The sequence below is a fragment of the Ruminococcus sp. D54t1_190329_F1 genome (assembly GCF_015551645.1).
In the GTDB taxonomy this organism is placed as follows: domain Bacteria; phylum Bacillota; class Clostridia; order Lachnospirales; family Lachnospiraceae; genus Blautia_A; species Blautia_A faecis.
Genome location: NZ_JADNDC010000031.1, coordinates 37,863 through 54,545, shown reverse-complemented (window position 1 = coordinate 54,545; position 16,683 = coordinate 37,863). Strand labels below are relative to the sequence as shown.

13 protein-coding genes are annotated in these 16,683 nt (G+C 36.9%); 5 read left to right on the top strand and 8 right to left on the bottom strand.

Going from position 1 to position 16,683, the window contains the following annotated elements:
• Window positions 1-168: 168 nt before the first annotated feature.
• Window positions 169-903 (top strand): 16S rRNA (guanine(527)-N(7))-methyltransferase RsmG, encoded by a 735-nt coding sequence (gene rsmG / locus I2D69_RS14345; protein WP_195380113.1) that lies wholly within the window; start codon window positions 169-171, stop codon window positions 901-903.
• 113 nt (window positions 904-1,016) lie between these two features.
• Here rsmG and I2D69_RS14340 read toward each other — a convergent pair whose 3' ends face one another.
• From I2D69_RS14340 to I2D69_RS14310, 8 genes are all read right to left on the bottom strand, one after another.
• On the bottom strand, window positions 1,017-2,363 hold the full coding sequence (locus tag I2D69_RS14340) for an ATP-binding protein (RefSeq protein ID WP_207741819.1): 1,347 nt from the start codon (window positions 2,361-2,363) through the stop codon (window positions 1,017-1,019).
• An 8-nt stretch (window positions 2,364-2,371) separates the two neighbouring features.
• The gene (locus I2D69_RS14335) at window positions 2,372-4,246 is read right to left on the bottom strand and encodes a hypothetical protein (RefSeq protein WP_195380111.1); all 1,875 of its coding nucleotides are present in this window, start codon (window positions 4,244-4,246) and stop codon (window positions 2,372-2,374) included.
• Window positions 4,243-5,832: an ATP-binding protein gene (locus I2D69_RS14330; protein ID WP_195380110.1), complete on the bottom strand. Its 1,590-nt coding sequence runs from the start codon at window positions 5,830-5,832 to the stop codon at window positions 4,243-4,245. The genes I2D69_RS14335 and I2D69_RS14330 overlap by 4 nt, the downstream gene beginning before the upstream one ends.
• 11 nt (window positions 5,833-5,843) lie before the next feature.
• Complete coding sequence (locus I2D69_RS14325) at window positions 5,844-7,562, bottom strand: ATP-binding protein (RefSeq protein WP_195380109.1); 1,719 nt, start codon at window positions 7,560-7,562, stop codon at window positions 5,844-5,846.
• 10 nt (window positions 7,563-7,572) lie between these two features.
• Complete coding sequence (locus I2D69_RS14320) at window positions 7,573-8,742, bottom strand: hypothetical protein (protein WP_243243833.1); 1,170 nt, start codon at window positions 8,740-8,742, stop codon at window positions 7,573-7,575.
• Entirely contained in the window at window positions 8,735-8,956 is a 222-nt protein-coding gene (locus tag I2D69_RS14315) for a helix-turn-helix transcriptional regulator (protein ID WP_195380108.1), read from the bottom strand. Before I2D69_RS14315 ends, I2D69_RS14320 begins: the two co-directional genes overlap by 8 nt.
• A 548-nt stretch (window positions 8,957-9,504) precedes the next feature.
• On the bottom strand, window positions 9,505-9,822 hold the full coding sequence (locus I2D69_RS21165; RefSeq protein WP_334285088.1) for a transposase: 318 nt from the start codon (window positions 9,820-9,822) through the stop codon (window positions 9,505-9,507).
• A 24-nt stretch (window positions 9,823-9,846) separates the two neighbouring features.
• On the bottom strand, window positions 9,847-10,662 hold the full coding sequence (locus tag I2D69_RS14310) for an IS630 family transposase (protein WP_330643630.1): 816 nt from the start codon (window positions 10,660-10,662) through the stop codon (window positions 9,847-9,849).
• 398 nt (window positions 10,663-11,060) lie between these two features.
• Here I2D69_RS14310 and I2D69_RS14305 point away from each other — a divergent pair, with 398 nt between their 5' ends.
• Genes I2D69_RS14305 through I2D69_RS14290 form a run of 4 tightly spaced genes read left to right on the top strand, consistent with a single transcriptional unit; the run spans window position 11,061 to window position 16,646 of the window.
• Entirely contained in the window at window positions 11,061-12,146 is a 1,086-nt protein-coding gene (locus I2D69_RS14305) for an ABC transporter ATP-binding protein (RefSeq protein WP_195380107.1), read from the top strand.
• A gap of 3 nt (window positions 12,147-12,149) precedes the next feature.
• Window positions 12,150-13,013 (top strand): ABC transporter permease, encoded by an 864-nt coding sequence (locus I2D69_RS14300; RefSeq protein WP_195380106.1) that lies wholly within the window; start codon window positions 12,150-12,152, stop codon window positions 13,011-13,013.
• Between the two features lie 13 nt (window positions 13,014-13,026).
• Complete coding sequence (locus I2D69_RS14295) at window positions 13,027-14,565, top strand: GldG family protein (protein ID WP_195380105.1); 1,539 nt, start codon at window positions 13,027-13,029, stop codon at window positions 14,563-14,565.
• Window positions 14,565-16,646 carry a DUF4340 domain-containing protein gene (locus tag I2D69_RS14290; RefSeq protein ID WP_195380104.1) on the top strand — a complete coding sequence of 694 codons (2,082 nt, stop codon included), beginning with the start codon at window positions 14,565-14,567 and terminating at the stop codon, window positions 16,644-16,646. The genes I2D69_RS14295 and I2D69_RS14290 overlap by 1 nt, the downstream gene beginning before the upstream one ends.
• Window positions 16,647-16,683: the final 37 nt, after the last annotated feature.

The window sequence follows — 16,683 nt, the reverse complement described above, 5'->3', positions numbered from 1 at the left end:
GAAAATCAGGTGATTTCTGAATTCAGGTGGGTCAAAATTAAACGTAAAAGTGGGTCAATTTTACTTGACAATCAACACCTGAAATGACCTGCTAAGAAATATTACTTGCAAAAACGCTGTGTATTAAGCAACTGGAAAGTAAGTAGTTTGAGGTATAAGGAGACATATATGGAATACGATTTAACACTCTTTGAGAAAGGACTAGAAGAGCTTGGAATTGCTCTGTCCCAGGAGCAGAAGAAGCAGTTTATCACTTATTATGAGTACCTTGTAGAGAAAAATAAGGTAATGAATTTAACTGCAATTACCGAGTACAACGAGGTAATTTTAAAGCATTTTCTTGACAGTTTATCTATTGTAAAAGTAGGCAGCTTTGACCAGAAAAAGCTGGCGGGAAAGTCCGTGATCGATATCGGAACCGGCGCTGGTTTCCCTGGAATCCCGCTGAAAATTGCTTTTCCGGAGCTTAAAATTACCCTTCTGGATTCTTTGAATAAAAGGGTGAATTTCCTTAATGAAGTAATCGAAATGCTTGGTTTAAAAGACGTAACAGCGCTTCACGGAAGAGCCGAAGACTACGCGAAACAGAAGGAACACAGAGAAAAATACGACTTCTGTGTCTCCCGTGCAGTAGCCAATTTAAGCACCCTTTCCGAGTATTGTATCCCCTTTGTAAAAGAAGGTGGCAGCTTTATTTCCTACAAATCTGGCAAGATAGACGAGGAACTTTCCCAGGCTGAAAATGCCGTGAAAATCCTCGGCGGCAAAGTCCAGAATGTAGTGAAATTTCCCCTTGTGGACACGGATATGGATCGTTCTTTCGTTGTGATCAAGAAGATGAAACCGACCGCTAAGAAGTACCCCAGAAAGGCTGGCTTGCCGGCGAAGGAGCCGCTGGCGTAGGATATATGTTAATATTAAGATAACTTTAGTTCTGAAAGAGGAAGAAATCAAAATTGTTGAGGGCTTTTATTGTGAAAACCTCAACAATTTTGGCAAAACATCAAGCACTTTGATTACAAGATAATCCATTTCCCCTTTTGACTAGAACCTTCTCTCTTAATTATTCCGGATTTTTTCATAGACTCCATATAATACTTGACAGTACTATATTTCTCTCCGATAATATCGGCAATTTTTCTTTGGGATAACATAGGTTTCGTTTCAATCACTTTCAAAATACGAGCCGGTACGGAATTATCTTCATCTTGGTTAGTTTGGTCAGTAGCTTGGTTAGTAGCTTGGTTAGTGTAACTAACCAAGCTCTTAAACATAATCATAATGTCCTCACGCTTAATCGTATATTCTGGTATAGGATTTCCAGCTTCTTTGCAACTGTCTTTGATTTTTTCTATTCCACGTCCCCATGCCTCAATAAAACCGGCTCTGAAAAACGTATTTGCAATCAACGGATTATACGGTCTTGATCGATGCTTCCCCATCAGATCATCGAGTGTCCAATCTCCTGGGAAAATGCAGTCGTTCGCAATATAAAGCCTATCTGCATATACACTAATTTGTATAGGAATCAATGCTCCATAAAATTTGTGTGCAATAGCGTTAAAAACAGCCTCCCTGATTGCGTCTTTGGGGAAAGGATAGGTTTCTACCCTTGTTACTCCTTTGTAAGAAATATCTGCTTTCAAATATTTTGTAAAAATAAGATCAACCACTCGGTCTGCCTGCGATATTAGAGAACCATGAATTTCATCTTGATATCGCAATTCAGAATCAGACTCAAAATATCCTATCTTAACATAGGCTCCTGGTATCCATTTTTCTGGATTATGGTGAAAAAGTAAAATAGCAGCTCTTTTCAGTTGACCATTTTCAAGCAAATTAAGACTGTCAAGCAGTTGCTCGTTTGTGGCATCAACATCTTTGCGATCCATTCGCTTACTGAGGATTGCCCGTTCTCGAAAAATATCAAAGCTATCATTTCTTAAATCCTGCACTGTTATACCTTGAATCGGCACACTGTCCCATGTAATTCCAGTCTTTTGTAGCAAAAATTGATTAAGTGCCTGTCCTTTTAGCTGTTGTTTAGTGCTACCGCTCCGATAGTGATATTCTCCCTTATAATTAACAGGATAACTGTTAGGATTCACGCAAATTTCAATATAGTCTTTCCCATTCTTTGTTAGTAAATTCACATCTACAATAATACCAAGAACATCTCGTACTTTGTTTGGAATATCCTCCATCAGCTTTTTGCTGTCTTGTACACCGATTACTGTGCCATCATCATTTGTGCCAATATAAATTTTCCCACCTTGTGCGTTTGCAAAACCACATATCCATTTAAGATATTCGTCTCGCCAAGACTCTTTCCATTCAATATTTTGGTTCTCCGCCACCGACATACGCCTCCTTAGATACTCTGTTCCGCAATATCTCGTGTAATGCTATAATATGACAATACATCAAGAATTTCTTTGTCTGTACAGTCATAATCTCCTTCCTTAAACTTATTTAAAGAAATAATAGACTTAGCAATCTCTAGTTTTTCGGCAGGAAGTGAACAGAATTTTGTCCACCACTCATTTGCCAAATCACAATCTTCACTCGAATGATTTTTGTATCTATCTGCAAGCCGTTCTCTCAATTTTTTATCATATTTTCTCCTATATATAATAAAAGTTTCAGGCATCCACAAAATTTTATAAAATTCGTCCAAATCACGTCCAAAAGCTTCTTCAAAAAATTCAATGCCTTTTCCTATTTTCCCTTTTGTAGAGTTCAAAACTGCCTGCACCGCACGAATAAATTTTCTATTCCAATGTTTCCCTAAATAATCTCTATTCTTAAAATATTCTGGATCATTAATTGGATGATATTTCATTGGAAATGAATATATTGTAACCCCTAATTCTTCACAAAGATCGACATTGATTCTCATTCGATAATACAGTTCTTTTGGTTCATCCTCAAAATTATAAAGAAGATAATTGGATAATTCCATTATGCCATACTTTGCCGCTTTTTTTACAGCTGAAATATAAACCTCACTCTGTTCGTAATGGTCAAATGCTATACGTAATGGTCTAATATTAATCTCTGAAAGTTTTTTCATTCTTTTGTCTGTTGCCAGTCTTGCATCTAGCCCTTGATTAAAATCAATATACCTTACTCTTTTAGATTTATGAAAAAGTTTGTCATACAAAGGTCGAATTGTTTCATCAAATGTACATATCTCATCATATGTTGCTGTTTCCGCATATAAAAGCCCACGTTCTTCTCTACGTAAATAAAATTCACCAGCTTCATCCTCTGAAAGTTTCTCCGCAATTTCATCATAAAGTTTTATTATTTTTTTAGTATATGCTCTAAGGTTATAGCCCACCTTCAGATTTTTTATAGCAACATCATATTCATTTGGCGGAATATATGTAGCTCCTTTTCCAAAACCGCAATCTTTAATTTCATCAATTATTTGTTCAAAACAATTAGATGCAAATACATTATTATCCATCAATAACAAATCTTTTTGTGCGCCAAAATGTTCGTCAACATATTTAATCTGGTGCTTTATCCCTATGTAATTTTTATATTGTGGTTCCAATGTTTTTACAGCGCAAAATGCACAATTACGAGGACATCCTCTTGTCATATATCCAAAATAAGCATTATGTGCCGGATATTCATAATCAATCTCTTCTAGAATCGAATAATCTAACGGTAATTCATCTATAATATCAGTATTGCCCTCGTCAAGATCTCCTTCTTTATCAAGAAGTCCTATATGCGGTTTAATTCCGGTTTCTTTGTATATATAGTCTGGAAGTATAGTAGAGGCAATACCACCAACAAGCATTTTTCCTTCTGATTTACAAAAGTTTTGGGCGTATTTTATTGTGTCTACCGTTTGTTTCCAATAAAATGTAAACAATGTCGTTACTCCCACAACATCAAATTGCGGAAATTCCTTATTCTTATATTTTCGACGATATTTTTTTACTATCTCTTCATATTCGCTTCCTCGAAAATTAGGAATCGTTTCAAGAGAAGAATATTTTCCATTTTTTATATATTCAGTAAGTTTAGGAAAATATTTTCTAAGAGAAGTTTCTTTTGTTTCAGCACAAAACTCTTCACAAAGTAACTGAGCCGCAAATTTTTTTAAGTCACCTTTAAAAAAGCGCACATCGTCATTGCATCGCCGATAATATGTCGCAATTTTCATTAATCCCATAGGTGGATACTTATTTTTATAATTAGGCTCAATTAATAATACTTTACGATTCATTGTAGCTCATCCTCTATTTTCCTGATTATCTTTTCAGCAGTTTTCTCGTCAGTAGCTGACACAATAATTCCAAATATTTTAGAAATTAGCTTTCGTTCACTTCTATTATAAGTCGGCAATGTAATATCTACACGCCGCTTTGCTAAGGTGGGTTGTTTAGACTTTTTAATCGTTTTTTCTACTTTAGCTGTTTCTTGTTTTTTTCGCTCCTTTTCAATATGCGCAATAACTTGTCCAACTACAGAATCTGGTTCATTTTCTGTTCTTGATTTCTTTTTTTCTATGTCTTTAACCGCTTTTTCTGCTGTAACTTTTGCTTTTTCGACGTCAGCAACTGCTTCCTGAAAATGATTTTGATCTACAAAATCTCCTCTTTCTCTTTTCTTTTGTAATTCAGCTTTTTTCTTTTTATAACTATCAATTTTATTAAATGCACTGTTAATTGCAGAACCTTCATGATATATCTTAGAAAGTTCCCCATTAAAATATTGACGCATTTCTTTTTCAAATTCCATGCGAGCAGTATTTTCATTGAAATAATCTCGTTGCGAATTAGGGATTAAATCCTTTGAAACAGCAAAAACCTCACCTACAAAATAGTGCTGGCCTCTATCTTCTTTAAATAATTTCTGAAGAGCATCTTCGCTACCAATCTGAATGTTTTCTTTACGCAAACGTAGCCCTCTCATTTTACACTCTTTAGATATTATAGCTTTAAAATGAGATACCCCTATCCATAGCCACGCCAATAAGTGGTTGTGTGAATCATATATTTCTTTAAATGCAAGATTAAAGACCTCATCTTCACCTTTGCTAGTTTTAAATATAGTTTTATATTTCTTAAATATTTGCTCTCCATTTAAGAAAATATTGTATTCATCAATATTACAACCGATTTCTTTCGCATGTTTATATACTTCGGCACGAAAAAGAAAGGTGTTTTGATAAGGAACCGGAGCAACAAAAGAAAGATACTCTTTAATTTGCGTAAAATCCAGCAAATCTGTATTTTCATCGTTTATGCCTATCATTTCCACTTTAAACCAATGTGATTCTTTATCTCCTGTATTCTTTGAATCAAATTTATAAATACTACTAAGTACTTCACTAGCAGTATATTTTTTTCCGTCTTCACTAGCAGTTATTAGTTCACGCATCTTGATTGCATCACATCTCATAATGGAAATAATATTTTCACCTTCTGCCGTAGATGTGAAAACGAGTTCTTTACAATATGCAAGACCACAAAGACGTCCTATACCACGAAATCCTTTGTCTTCGCCAAGTTTCTTATCGGAATTTGCAATATCAGCAAGAGTCTTTTCAAAATCTGCTGCACAAATACCAGTAGCATTATCCTCTATGCTAATGGTACGTTTATCTGTATCTAGCCATATATCAATACGACCACTTCCAAGATTGCCCAAACTGTCCGGATTACTCGGACGTAAAAGTCCTCTGTCATAAGCCTTGTCAATTTGGTCACAAGCATTCTGAATATATTCACGATATATAACTTTGGAATCTTTATACATTCCTGTAGTTAAATTTTCTAGTATATTTGCGCCAAAAACGTATGCTCTCATTGTATTGGCCCTCATTTCTTAAATTGCTTATAGATTGGTTTAGGAAATCGTATTTTCAACAAAGAACGAAAAATTGGATTCTGAATAAGATAATCTCCTTGTTCCAATCGTGTAAGCATATTTTTATATGTACTTGGTAAACTACTATAATCTTTGGTTGATGTTTCTATAGAATTTGTTCTCCCATAAGCATGTGTAGAACAATTTCCTGTAACTCTCTGATGAATGTTAGAGCGAAACTGTTCAGCCCCAAATAAAACCACTCCTAGTGAACGTCCTCTTTCTGTAACATCAAGTATCTCTTGTAAAATAGGAGAATACTTCGGCGTATCTTTAGATGCATATTTGTTCAGCTCATCGATGAAAACAATAATACGAGAAGGAGGATTTATTCCGCTCTCGCCATCATATTCCCCAAGTTTAAGGTTATAAATAGTACGCACAGCATCTCCAAATACAAATGCCTGCTTATCTTCTGTAAGTTTTGCAACGTCAATAACATAAACATCATTATTAGAAATGTGCTTAATTGCATCGGCAAGTCGACATTCGTGTCTACTGCTGTCTGCACGATTTGCAAACATATCGTCATTTTTTATTGCTTTATTAACAATACGTTTAAATTTACGCCAGCTTAATACAGATATTTCATTAGAATTACGCTGTGTTCCCCTTCCCTGTGTCTGTGATTTTTGTGATAATTCATCAACTTTCTCTCTAAAGCCTTCCCAAGTATTTACCTTACCGCCTCCAAAATCAGGATCGGTAGCATCAATTATCTTACTTATGATTGCCTCCATGGTCTGCTGAGGATCATCTATATCTGCAAACAACATTTCCAAACTTTCTTTATCGTCTTCATACGAATATTTAAACTTCTGTAGTTGTCCTTCTCTAATATATTCTTCTATATCCTCTTTAGGCAAATATGTACTTTGCTTTGCAGACGAATTACTGGAATAAGGAATAAAATACTTAACCTTCTTAAACGGTTCTGTACTTAAACCCAAATCTTTATATTCCTGGTAAACTCTCTCCTTTTCACCATCACTATCATCTTTAAAATCATTAGGACTATGAATGGCCATTAAATCTTTTCCCTTGACATTAAAAATTACAAAAGCAACACTTTCTTCGCTATCAACAGGCATTTTTAAATATTGTTCCTGAACTGCCTTCATCAAAAACATTGCATACGAAGTTTTTGATGCCAAACCAGAAATACCAGAAATATTAAGATGGGCTCCCTCTGGTCCAAGAATAAACTTAGAATTTAAATTCACTGGAAGTGTGATTTCTTCCGATGTACCTTCGTACATTTTTAGTGATCCACATACAAGCGGATTTTGAATTTTATCCAATCCAAGCGCCATAGTTATTTCATTCTCAGATGCTAAATATACCGGTTCATTATTATGCACCGGTGTATAAAGATTTTTGTTGTTATATGAAACTGAAGCTTCCACATAATTCATACCGACTCTAAGTGTCGGCTCGTCCACAGTAACATCCCCAAAATCACTTGATATAAAACTCGTCAAGAAACTTTGTGCATCAGTAATATGAGAAATGTTTTCTATTACACCGAAAGAATATGAATCATCAATGTGTTTAACTTTTACGATATCAAATGCATGTAGTTTCAAGTCCGAATCTGTCCAAAATGTAAACTTATCCATAGTTGTCGGTACTTTTTCAGTCGCTATAATTCTTCCTATAGGTTTCTTCATGTTCCCCTCCTTAAAATAAATGCAAAAAACTTTCGGCACTAAGATATCTTGATTTGACGTACGCCTCCGTAAGATAGATTGGATATAAATGATTTGCCCACCGCAAATCCGAGCCATAACATACTGGATTTCTCTCGTTAATAAGATAAGCACTTAACTGATTGACAAGTGTACTATCAATTCCATCTTCGATTTCTTCTTGTGTAACCAGTATTTTCTCAACTTTAATAATTCCATCAAACGGTGTTCGCGTGCGCTTCTTATCTCTGATCCTTATATACCATACAGCAAACTCTGTATCTCCAAACCAATCTGGATTTTTAAAACAGGCCACCGGTGTTCTATGGTATAATGGTAAATCTGCAATAAAACCTGGATTGGGTTTTCCATTAATATCTACGCAAACTTCTGGATTAAAATTTTTTGAAACGCCAAGAACCCAATTATAATTGTTTTTAAAAATCTGATACTTTCTTTTATCTGCTTTATCTTCTTTCGTAGGGCGATATTCTAAAGATCCATCTTTAACAAGGTAATTGTCTTGATTTAGTTTTCCTTCTCTTACCAATTCAGCTACCAATTCTTTTTCTCGTTGTGACATCCTATCTTGAATGCATGCTGTACCGAGATCTTCAAACTTCTTTTCCGCATTCTTTGCGGTACGATAAGGAATAATTGTTGCAAATTCAATTCCAAGCCTCTTTAATTCTGGTGATTCGTTCAGTTTTCTAGCTGTTGCCGGAAAAAAGCCAGCTTTCCCATCTGCATTTGCAATATCCGGAATTGAAAGAACAAATTCTCTTTTAAATTTCTCTGGAATCAAACGTTTGTTTTCTCTTTTGCAACATCCCACACCTATCTGTCCAGCAACAACAGGATATATTGCGCTTCTTCCTCCAGATTTTGTATATGCTATGTCATCAACTTTAAAAACTCTGCGAGAACCATCCAAAAAATATGTAAGTCTCTGTTCTTCTCGTGCAGACAACGTTTTACTTAATACTTCTAAAGGAACATACTTTCTGTTTGACTTATCAGTTTCTGCTGTTTTCTTCCATATAATAGAATCTTCTCCATAATCGATAAAAGGCCTATCCGCATGATCAAGACCATACTTATGGGCTTTATAACTTTTACCTCCTGTTACTTCTGCCAATATAGCCATTATTTTATCAGGCATTTTCTTCATCCTCCGGTTGAGTAAATTCCAGAATATCGTTTGGCGTAACATCAAGTGCTTCGCAGATACTTTCCACTTTATCAAGCGCAATATACTTTCCTGTTTTGATTTTTTTGATTATATTTGCAGAAATATTCGCTTCTTTCATTAGGTTAGCATTTGTAATGTCTTTCTCTATCATAAGGTGCAACAATTTCTTATAACTAACAGCCATAGCATACCTCCATACAAATATTCAAGACAATGGTATCACATAACTGTGAATTTATCAATAATTGTATTAGAATAGAACTCCACTAGTTTTTGATTTTATTCTATGTGTTGTGTTTATTTTTTGATGGACTTCATTTAGTGAAAATGGATTACGTCCGACTTTGAAGCTTTATATGTATGCAGATGAGGGAGAAGTTAAAAAATGCAGAAATGGAAGGCGAATGTTTTTGTGCAGAAAAAAATATAGGGAAAAAGCAATAAGGATCAAGAAGGTGGTTCAGGAGAAAGTGTAGGACAGGTATGGCGAGTCCTTTTAAGTGGTTCCTTTGGAGAAAAAAGAAAATTGTTTGTAGAGCAATGGGAACTTTCATTTATTGATAAAAAGCATAACGAGCGAAAAGAAATTAGTTTTATTGTATGTCATGTTCACTTTCCTGAGGAATATTGGAAAAAGTGGGGGAGAGGAGAAAGGCGGTTATGAACGAGGAAAAGATTATAATCATTCCGGCTATACAGATCTAGTACATTGGATAATAAATAACTGTTATATTAAATTGATGATACTTCAGCTTCGCTGATTTTATCCATTTTATATTTCCAGTGATAAACTACAGGCTCTCGGTTGATTTCCTCAAAATACTGGTAAATTCGTTCTTCCAATTCCTGCTTGGTGTTGACTCGAATTCCACGTAGCATTTGCTTGGTCATCTTGCAGAAGAAACTTTCAATCATGTTTAGCCAAGCCCCATGTTTAGGCGTGAATACAAATTTAAACCGTCCTTTTGGCATTGTATCCAGAAATCGCTGTGTCTCTTTGGAAGTGTGTGCTGAATGATTGTCCAAGATGATTCTGATGGTATCCTGCAATGGGTACTTTTTATCCAATATTTTTTAAAATTCGATAAAATCAGAACTCTTATGCGTTTCACTTACCAATGGGATTGCTTCTCCTGTAAGCAGATCAATACCGGCTAATAAAGAAAGGGTTCCCAGGCGTTTGTATTCTGTATCCCGGTATACCTCTCCGTTTTCTACTATTGGGCGCAGATCCGGCGCTGTATTAGAAATTGCCTGGATGCCTGGTTTTTCGTCATATGATACTGTGATTGTTAGTTTATAATCATCCGAGACAATGAGTGTACCATTTTCATCAAACTGCATTTCAATCTGCTTGTAAACCAGGAGAACTTCATGCATTTTTGATTCAAAATCGGGATCCCGTTTTTCACAGTAGTATTTAATCTTAAATGGTTTGATATCCTGCTCTTTGAGAAATTTTTGAATATAAGGCTTGGTAACGGTTGAAAGTCTCGGATATCCTGCCTCTTCCGCATGCTTTCGAATGTGCTTATGGAGAGAATTTAAAGTCCAAAGTTCCTGTGCATATCCAAGTTCCACTGGTCTTTGGCAGGCGATATTAATCATCCATGCCTTTGCATCATCTGTAATTTCAGATGGACGTCCAGGGCGCTGGGTATCAAAAAGAGCATTTTCAACACCGCCTTCATAATATTTAGAAATACAAAGGCGTACAGTGGACGGACTAACAGCAAGTTTTTCAGCAATATCGCTGAAAGTCATCCCATCGGATTTATATAATAAAATTTTGGCACGATCTACAATTTGTGCTTGAATAGTTCTCTTTTTGGATAATGTTATAAGATAATGTCTGTCCTCATCTGACAGAGCAAGATATGTTCTTCTCATAGTGTTTATCCCTTTCTTAGATAACACTATTTTACCACACATTATCTCAAAAAAATATATAACAGTTATTTAATTTACGATATACTAGTTATAAACAAAATATTTGGAGTTGAACCTCAGGAGAATGGAAAATGTGTGTATAAATCGCTCTATCCGGAGTATGTTATTTTTTGAATGTTGCTATTACGGAATTTTTTATAAAATTATACGCTAAAATACATTCCAGATTAATAAAGAAAGTTTGGAATGTATTTTATTTTTGGGACACACTTCCAACACAAAATAATCACATATTTCTCACATAATTATCTAAATTTCCTCACAGGTTGCACATAAAATAATCATAGATAGATGCATGGGATAAACCATGCATCTGCAACTTGAAGGAGGTAAGAAACTTGATTGAAGTAAAAAATCTGGTAAAACGCTACGGCGATCACACCGCTGTAGACCACCTTTCTTTTGAAATCGAGAAAGGCAAGATTTATGGTTTTCTGGGCCCCAACGGCGCCGGAAAATCTACGACCATGAATATGATAACCGGCTATATTGCATCCACCGAGGGAACAGTAGTCATAGACGGTCATGATATTCTGGAAGAACCTGAGGAGGCAAAAAAATGCATCGGATATCTACCCGAAATGCCGCCCCTTTATTTTGATATGACCGTTCTGGAATATCTGAAATTCGTAGCAGATCTGAAGAAAATTCCTAAAGATAAAAAAGCCACTATGATCGAAGAAATCATGGACATGGTAAAGATTACCGACATGAAAAATCGTCTGATCAAGAACCTTTCCAAAGGTTACAGACAGAGGGTTGGTATTGCGCAGGCTGTGCTTGGTTACCCGGAGGTTATTATTCTGGATGAGCCGACTGTCGGCCTTGACCCAAAACAGATCAACGAAATCCGCGATCTGATCAAAGGCCTGAAACAGAAACACACTGTTATCCTCAGCTCCCATATTTTGTCCGAAGTCAGTGCCGTCTGCGACTACGTGCTGATTATTTCCCATGGAAAATTGGTAGCCAGCGATACCCCTGAGAATCTGGGAAAACTGGCAGCAGGCTCAAACAATCTGAATCTGCTTGTAAAAGGTCAGAAAGACACTATCAGAGCCGCTCTGGAGGCCGTAGAAGGGGTAAAAGAGGTTACGGTAAAGAAAAGCCCGGAGGAAGGCGTATACGCCATTACAGTGGGCACCGAAGAGAATATGGATGTGCGTGAAAAAGTATTCTACAGTATGGTAAATGTCGGCTGTCCGATTCTTGAAATGCAGTCTAAGAAAGTTTCTCTGGAGGAGATATTCCTTGAACTTACAGAGAGCGAGAAAAAAGATAAAGATACTGTCCCTGATCATGGACTTGAAGAAAAAGACTTTGATGGATCGGACGAAATATCCGATGATGCGTCAGATAATGGACTGTCTGGTGATAAACAGGACAGTTTTGCCGCATCTGAGAAAGAAAAGGGGGAAGAGTAAACCATGCTTGCTATTTATAAAAGAGAGTTGAAGAGCTACCTGACTTCCATGGTCGGCTACCTGTTTATGTTTTTTGTGTTGCTGATCGCAGGTATTTACTTTTCAGCGTACCAGCTTTCAGCTGCTTATCCGAAATTTGAATATACTTTAAATGCCATGACCTTTGTGTTTCTGATTGCAGTGCCGATCCTGACCATGCGTGTACTTGCTGAGGAAAGAAAGCAAAAAACGGACCAGCTTCTGCTTACCTCTCCAGTATCTGTATCCGGCATCGTAATGGGAAAATACCTTGCACTTGTGACTATTTATGCAATTCCCATTGCGGTTCTTGCAACTTATCCGCTGGTTATGTCGAAGTTCGGAACCGTTGCATTTGGTTCCGCGTACACAGCACTCCTTGGATTTTTCCTTCTGGGAAGTGCAAACATTGCAATCGGCGTATTTTTCTCAGCAATCACTGAGAGCCAGGTAATTGCAGCAGTTCTTACCTTTGTATTTTTATTTGCTTTTTATATGATGAATGGAATTTCTTCTTTTTTCTCAGAGACGGCAATGTCTACGTGTGTGACATTTGGCATTCTGATCATAGCGCTTAGCCTTATGATTTACAGTATGATAAAAAATGCAGTGATCTCAGGTGCTGTCTGCGTGATTGGAGAAGTGGCACTGGTGATTATTTATGTTGTAAAATCCAGCGTGTTTGAAGGAGGAATCCAGAAGGTTCTTGAAGTGTTTAACTTAAGTTCACACTTTGAAAACTTTACAAACAGTATTTTTGATGTGACTGGAGTTCTTTATTTCCTGTCCGTCATTGCCATTTGTATATTCCTTACCATGCAGACGATTTTGAAGAGACGTTGGAATTAAGGAGGTGGGGAAAATGTTTTTTAAGAAGAAAAATGATAACAATATTGATAATAACGATAAAAACGCAATTGATATTAAAAATGTCGAAAATAATAACAATAATAACAAAAAAGAAAAACGAAAATTTAAAGACAGTATTAATAAAAAGTACTTGAAAAATGGAAGCTACAGTTCTGTTATGATTGTTGTTTTCATTGCTATCATTATTGTTATAAATATGATCGTTGGAAATCTTCCTTCAAAGTATACGCAGCTGGATATCAGCTCCGAGAAACTTTACACCATCGGTGATGAGACAAAAGCGATGCTGAAAAATCTGGACAAGGATGTAACCATATATCAGATCGCCCAGAGCGGAAGTGAGGATGAGACTATCAGTAATCTGCTTCAAAGATATGCAGATGAATCTGATCATATTAAGGTGGAACAGAAAGATCCAGTGGTCAATCCTAAATTTGTCAGTGAATACACCAGTGACAACCTTTCCTCTAATAGCTTAATTGTTGTATGCGGAGACAGAAATAAGGTTGTAAATTATAACAATATTTACGAATCTACAATGGATTACAACACATACAGTTATCAGACAACAGGATTCGACGGCGAAGGTCAGATTACAAGTGCCATCGCATATGTAACTAGTGAAAACCTGCCGGTATTGTACACATTAGAGGGACATGGAGAGCAGGAGCTTGATTCTACGATTAAGGAAGATATTGAGAAAGCAAACATGGAAATCAAATCCCTGAATCTGCTTACAGAGGGAAGCGTTCCAGAGGATGCCGGCTGTCTGCTGATTGATTCTCCTACAACAGATATCTCAGAGGATGAGAAGACCGCATTGATCGATTATTTGGAAAATGGTGGAAAAGCAATGATTTTCTCCGATTACACAGGAGAAAAAATGGAAAACTTTGATGCAGTGCTGAAAAACTACGGCGTAAGCAGAGTAGATGGTCTGGTATTTGAGGGTGATGCACAGCATTATGCCGCTCAGATGCCTTACTATCTGGTTCCAACTGTAAACAGCACAGATATTACATCTGATGTTTCTTCTTCCGGATATTACATCCTGATGCCGTATGCACAGGGAATCCAGAAATCTGATGACGTGAGAGACACTGTAAATATTGAAAGTCTTCTTACAACTTCCGACAGTGCATATTCAAAGACAGATTTGAACAGCGGTTCTCTTGAAAAGGAAGACGGTGATGTGGAAGGCCCATTTGACCTGGGTGTCAGCATTACAGAGACTGTAGATGATGATAAAGAGACTCGTATTATTTATTATTCCACATCAAACCTGCTACAGAGCCAGATCAATCAGATGGTTTCTGGCGGAAATGAGAAACTTGTGATGACTTCTTTAAGTTCTCTGGTAGACGCAGAAGACAGTACAACAGTCTCTATCCCATCAAAGAGCCTGGAAGTATCTTATCTGACTTTGACAGCATATGATGCAAGCTTCTGGAAAATCTGTACCATTGGTCTGATTCCTGGAGTATTCCTGTTGATTGGATTTATGATTTGGTTAAAGAGGAGAAAAGCCTGATGAAGAAAAAATCAGTAAATCTTATTACAGCAGTGGGCGTTTTGGTTGTCCTCAGCGGCGCATACGTAGGCGTAAAAGCCTACGTAGCCAAGCAAGAGGCCGCGGATGCCGAAAGTGCGGAGGAAGAAAATCCGGAAATTATTTCCATAGCGTCTGCTGATGTAAAATCAATAAAATTTGTAATTGATAAAAAAGAAGTTACCTTTGAAAAAAATGGAGATTCCTGGGTGAAAAGTGATGAAACTGATTTTCCAGTAGATCAGGATAAAATCGACACACTGGTAAGCTCCCTGAATTCTATAAAAGCGGAAAGAACACTGGAAAATGTGGAGGATGCATCAGAGTATGAATTGGATCAGCCGGAGAACACGATCACGGTTACCACAGAAGATGGGGAAACGACAGTAATCCAGCTTGGAATGGAGAATGATTCCACAAGTCAGGAATATATTGACTTGAACGAGGATTCTTCTACGGTTTATGTAGTAAGCAATTCCACGTTTTCTTCTTTTGAAGGAACTTTGTACGACTTTGCAAAAAGCGGCGTTTTCCCAACTGTGGATTCCTCTACGGTCAGCAAAATTTCTGTAGAAGGAAAAGATTCTTCCTATGTTGTAGAGAAAGATGAAAATAATTTCTGGAATATTACTGATGATGGAGAGACTGAGAAAGCAGATTCCGCGAAGGCCACTTCCTTAGCCAGCGCATTATCCAGTATGGCTTATGCAAGTTATGTAAATTATAACTGCGCAAAAGATGAGCTTTCTCAGTACGGATTAGATAAGCCGTATGCAGAGATTACAGTGGATTATCAGGAAGAAGTTGAGAAAGAGTCCACTGATGATGAAAACGAGGCTGAAAATGGCGATGAGGAGGTCTCAGAGGCATCTGGGGATGAGAACCAGGCGGATGAAAATGCGGATTCTGAAACAGATGGAAGCGAAAGCTTGGATGAAGATGCGGATTCTGAGACGGATGGAAACGAAAGCTCAGATGAAGATGCAGATTCTGAGACAGATGGAAACGAAAGCTTAGATGAAGATGTGGATGTGGCAGACACAGAAGATTCAGAAGCTGTAGAAAATGAGAATACAGATGAAACAGCAGATGACAACGTCGAAGCAGAAGATACAGATGTAACTGAATCAGATGACGAGGCTGGGGTGGAAACAGCAGATACTGAATCCGCAGAAAGTTCTGAAGATGCAGAAGAAGATTCAGAACCGGAAACTGAAATGGTTGACAGAGAACTTGTAATTCAGGTTGGAGATCAATCTTCAGATGGTGGAAGATATGTTCGGGTGAATGACAGCAACGAAATTTATACAATATCCGAGGATTCTCTTGATACTTTCCTTGGAAAAACAAATGCTGATTTCTGGGATTTGACAGTAAGCTATTTGTCTGCAAATAATCTGGATACTCTGGATGTGAACTACGGAGGAGAAGATTATATCGTAAATGTTTCACGTGAAACATCTGAGGATGAAAACGTAGAAACATCGGATAATGAGACGGAAGATGAAAATACAACAGATAGTACCAGCAGTGATGTTGCCGACGGCAACGATGTAGAGGGAAATGCTGCTGATGATAACACTTCATCAGGTGATTTGACCGGCGAAGATACTGAAAATACAGATGACAGTTCTTCTACTGCAAGCACCACAAGTTCAACCAGTGTAACCTTATCTTATACACTAAATGGAAAAGATCTGGACAGCACAACATTTACAACGTTCTACAATAAGCTGATCAACATGACAGCGCAGAAACGTCTGACTGATGAATTTAAGTCCAATACAGATCCGGAAATGACTGTGAAATTTACAGATATAGATGGAAATGAAATGGAAGTGGAGTATTATTCCTATGATACAAATTACTATGCCGCTGTTATAAACAAAAAAGTATATCTGGTAAATAAAATGACAGTAAAAGAACTGTTTCAGGCATTTGAATCTGTAACTGGTGAGAAAGAGGAAAACGAAAACGCTGAGACAACAGATCCTGAAACAAATGCTTCTACAGATAATGCTGAAACAGAAACGACAGAGGCTTCAGAGGATGCTGAAGAGTAGTAGCTGAAAAAAATGATTAAAAAAGATCCTTGCCTGT

Excerpts from the sequence above, each read along its gene's own strand:
- rsmG (WP_195380113.1), top strand. The coding sequence starts at position 169 with ATGGAATACGATTTAACACTCTTTGAGAAAGGACTAGAAGAGCTTGGA.
- I2D69_RS14340 (WP_207741819.1), bottom strand. The coding sequence starts at position 2,363 with ATGTCGGTGGCGGAGAACCAAAATATTGAATGGAAAGAGTCTTGGCGA.
- I2D69_RS14335 (WP_195380111.1), bottom strand. The coding sequence starts at position 4,246 with ATGAATCGTAAAGTATTATTAATTGAGCCTAATTATAAAAATAAGTAT.
- I2D69_RS14330 (WP_195380110.1), bottom strand. The coding sequence starts at position 5,832 with ATGAGAGCATACGTTTTTGGCGCAAATATACTAGAAAATTTAACTACA.
- I2D69_RS14325 (WP_195380109.1), bottom strand. The coding sequence starts at position 7,562 with ATGAAGAAACCTATAGGAAGAATTATAGCGACTGAAAAAGTACCGACA.
- I2D69_RS14320 (WP_243243833.1), bottom strand. The coding sequence starts at position 8,742 with ATGCCTGATAAAATAATGGCTATATTGGCAGAAGTAACAGGAGGTAAA.
- I2D69_RS14315 (WP_195380108.1), bottom strand. The coding sequence starts at position 8,956 with ATGGCTGTTAGTTATAAGAAATTGTTGCACCTTATGATAGAGAAAGAC.
- I2D69_RS14310 (WP_330643630.1), bottom strand. The coding sequence starts at position 10,662 with ATGAGAAGAACATATCTTGCTCTGTCAGATGAGGACAGACATTATCTT.
- I2D69_RS14300 (WP_195380106.1), top strand. The coding sequence starts at position 12,150 with ATGCTTGCTATTTATAAAAGAGAGTTGAAGAGCTACCTGACTTCCATG.
- I2D69_RS14295 (WP_195380105.1), top strand. The coding sequence starts at position 13,027 with ATGTTTTTTAAGAAGAAAAATGATAACAATATTGATAATAACGATAAA.
- I2D69_RS14290 (WP_195380104.1), top strand. The coding sequence starts at position 14,565 with ATGAAGAAAAAATCAGTAAATCTTATTACAGCAGTGGGCGTTTTGGTT.